Annotated in this window: 5 protein-coding genes; 1 reads left to right on the plus strand and 4 read right to left on the minus strand. The window is 67.9% G+C overall.

The window, feature by feature from the left end:
• The 4 genes from QWZ14_RS08455 to QWZ14_RS08470 form a co-directional block, all read right to left on the minus strand.
• On the minus strand, nt 1–625 hold a 625-nt coding region (locus QWZ14_RS08455; RefSeq protein WP_290316196.1), incomplete at its 3' end, for a VOC family protein.
• A gap of 50 nt (nt 626–675) precedes the next feature.
• Nucleotides 676–1,605: an SMP-30/gluconolactonase/LRE family protein gene (locus tag QWZ14_RS08460; RefSeq protein WP_290316197.1), complete on the minus strand. Its 930-nt coding sequence runs from the start codon at nt 1,603–1,605 to the stop codon at nt 676–678.
• Nucleotides 1,590–2,036, minus strand: a complete 447-nt coding sequence (locus QWZ14_RS08465) for a cupin domain-containing protein (RefSeq protein ID WP_290316198.1) — start codon at nt 2,034–2,036, stop codon at nt 1,590–1,592. Before QWZ14_RS08465 ends, QWZ14_RS08460 begins: the two co-directional genes overlap by 16 nt.
• Nucleotides 2,036–2,503, minus strand: a complete 468-nt coding sequence (locus QWZ14_RS08470) for a DoxX family membrane protein (RefSeq protein ID WP_290316199.1) — start codon at nt 2,501–2,503, stop codon at nt 2,036–2,038. The genes QWZ14_RS08465 and QWZ14_RS08470 overlap by 1 nt, the downstream gene beginning before the upstream one ends.
• 158 nt (nt 2,504–2,661) lie before the next feature.
• Between QWZ14_RS08470 and QWZ14_RS08475 the strand changes: the two genes are divergently transcribed.
• A partial coding sequence (locus tag QWZ14_RS08475) for an NAD(P)-binding protein (protein WP_290316200.1) occupies nt 2,662–2,915 on the plus strand: 254 nt, incomplete at its 3' end.

Raw genomic sequence — 2,915 nt, forward strand, 5'->3', positions numbered from 1 at the left:
TACTTCCATCGATTGCCGGCCTCGGACAAGCGGCAGGATGGCGGTACCGCAGGAGCTCGAGATGCGGCGGACCGCTCCCGGTCAGTGGCGTGACGTCCACCTCAGCGCCTGCCAGATCGTCCAGCCGCGCCTGTTCGATACCGCGATTGCGCTGGGTCCTGCCCACCGTGAAGCCGAGGCCACCGTAGAATGCGGCACTCCGGGCCGTGTCCGTGACGCTGATGGCGGAATGATCGATCCCGAGGAAGGGCGCGCCGCCTGCCATACTCGGCCAGTGCTGTCGCATCGCACCAGGCTGCCCCTGCAGCAGCTCCAGCGGGTGCCCCTCCGGATCGCGGAACTTGAAGGCAGTGACGCCGCCGGATGCGGGCGGCAACATCTCGGGCCCAGCGAGGGAGATGGGAGTCCATCCCGCCGCGGCCGACAATCGGTCCAGCGCAAGCCGCATGTCCGAGACGGCAATGGCAAAATGCTGGAAGCCGGTCTCGTTGCCCCGAAAGTCGGCCCGGCCAGGCGTCGCGGCCTGCTGCAGCGAAAGCGCTTCCTCCCCGAGCCGGAGCGATATGCCCCCGGGCGGGCATGCCACCTCCAAGCAGCCGAAGGCGCGTCGATAGAAATCGGCCATGGCGGCAGGCGAGAAGCACCGCAGCCGAATCTCCAGGATCCGGCCGCCTCTCATGGCCATCCTGCACCACGGCGGTTGAGGAATACGGCATGGAGCGCATGGGACACGCCGATGAACAGGCGGTTCCGCTGCGGCGATCCGCCGAAGCAAAGGTTTGAGACCCGCGCCGGCATCAGGATACGGCCGAGCAGGGTCCCGTCGGGCGCGACGCAATGCACGCCGTCTGCGGCGCTGGACCAGATGTTGCCATCCTCATCCACCGCCAGGCCGTCGGTATAGCCGCGGTCGACCTTGTGGAAGTCCCATGCCGGACCGACGACGGCCCCATCCGGGGTGAGGTCGATCACCCGCAAGACCTGCACCGGATCCGGGCCCGTCTGATCACCGGTCTCCGCGACGTAGAGCCGGCGTTCATCCGGGGAGAAGGCCAGTCCATTGGGTCCGTCGAAGGCTTCGGAGACTACGGCCAGGGCACCAGTCGACGGATCGAGCCGGTATACAGCCGGGTGCCGCTCGCTGGGTTGCCGGATGCCCTCGTAGTCGTTGGCGATGCCATAGACCGGGTCGGTGAACCATATCGTGCCGTCGGAGTGCACCGCGACATCATTGGGCGAGTTCAGGCGGTGGCCTTCGAAGCGATCCGCCAGCGTGGTCAGCGACCCGTCGTGCTCCACCCGCTGCACCGCCCGGGCCAGGTTGCTGCACAGGATCAGGCGCCCCTGCCGGTCCCGCGCCTGGCCATTGGCCTTGCCGGAGGGCTGCCGCCAGACAGAGAGGCCGGTGGCCTCGCTCCACATCATGGTGCGGTCGCGTGGCAGGTCCTGGAACAGCAGGGCGTTCCAGTCCCCCATCCAGACCAGCCCTTCGATCCAGCGTAACCCCTCGGCCAGGCGCTCGACCGGGGCGTTGTCGAGGATGAACCGGTCGAAGCGCGGATCATGCGAGACGAAGCTATCCATGTCGGCTAATCGAAGCGGCATGGGGTCGGTGCATCGCGCGGTGTGTCGAACTGAACCACCATCAGCACGGCTGGTGCATCACCCAGGGTGCCGGAGAGGTGGCCTTTGCGGCCGTCCTGTAGGCGGCAGCCCTGATCTTCGCCGAAGGAGATCTCGCCGGGGCCCATCTCGACGCGGGTGCCATCCATCGCCTGCACGAACCAGCGGCCGGACAGCGGGATGATCCACTGCGGCTTCGGGTTCTCGTGCCAGGTGCCTTCCCAGCCGACGGGCTGGACCGTCACCATGACCGTCATGCCGTCGTGGTGCTTCCGGCCCTGCCACTGCGGCGCCGCGGGCGGCTGCATGGACTTCAACTCGAACTGGGTCATGGCGCAGCGCCGGAAGCGGCTGATGCCGTGCGCATCGGTATGGAGGTGCCAGTAGGGGACGGTCGGCCTCTCGTCGGGCATCACGGACCTCGGGTGGCATAGGGGGCGGTGGAGGACAGGGGATTGGCCAACAGCCCTCGCGCGCCATTCGTGCCCGGCCCGAGCGCGATGGAGGCGAGAGCACCGGCGAGAGCCATATTCTTGAGGAAATCCCAGAACACGTCTCGCCCCTCGCTGGGTCCGCGCAGGCGGAAATCCGGCTTTGACCAGAACGGCTTGAACAGGACCGCGGTCACCGCGCAGTAGCCAGCCAGCACCAGGGCCCCGAGCCGGTCGGCGGTGCCGGTCACCAGGGCAAGCGAGGTCAGGACCTCGACCGCCAGGCCAAGCAGGATCATCCCGCCCGCCAGCGCCGGCGAGGCCACGGCCTGCCGAGCCTGGCCGGTCGCGGCCCGGAAGTTCAGCACCTTGTCCAATGCGCTGAACGGCAGGAACAGCATCACCAGCGCGAGCCGGGAGAGGAGGACGACGGAACTGTCGAAGGTCATGCGCAGGGCCGGAGGAAGATCACGCCTTAACCCGCGCATCCCGCCGCGGTTCGGGCCAGACGCATGACAAGGCATTAATACCGGAACGCCACGCCAGGCCTCGCATTGAGACTGGGCCCGCCGGTGTTCAAGCCGGCGGCGCCGGCCGGAGGTGCGCAGTGATCCAGGAACACTACGACGTGGTGATCGTCGGCTCCGGCCCCGGCGGCGCGACCATGGCCTGGAAGCTGGCACAGACCGGCAAGCGTATCCTTCTCATCGAGCGCGGCGGCTACCTCAAGCGGGAGAGGGAGAACTGGGACACCCGCGCGGTCTTCGCCGAAGGGCGCTATCAGGTCGATGAGACCTGGACCTCCGCCTCCGGTGCGACCTTCCGGCCGGGGCTGCACTACTACGTCGGCGGCAACTCGAA

This window comes from Paeniroseomonas aquatica (genome assembly GCF_030409335.1).
GTDB classification, from domain to species: Bacteria; Pseudomonadota; Alphaproteobacteria; order Acetobacterales; family Acetobacteraceae; genus Belnapia; species Belnapia aquatica.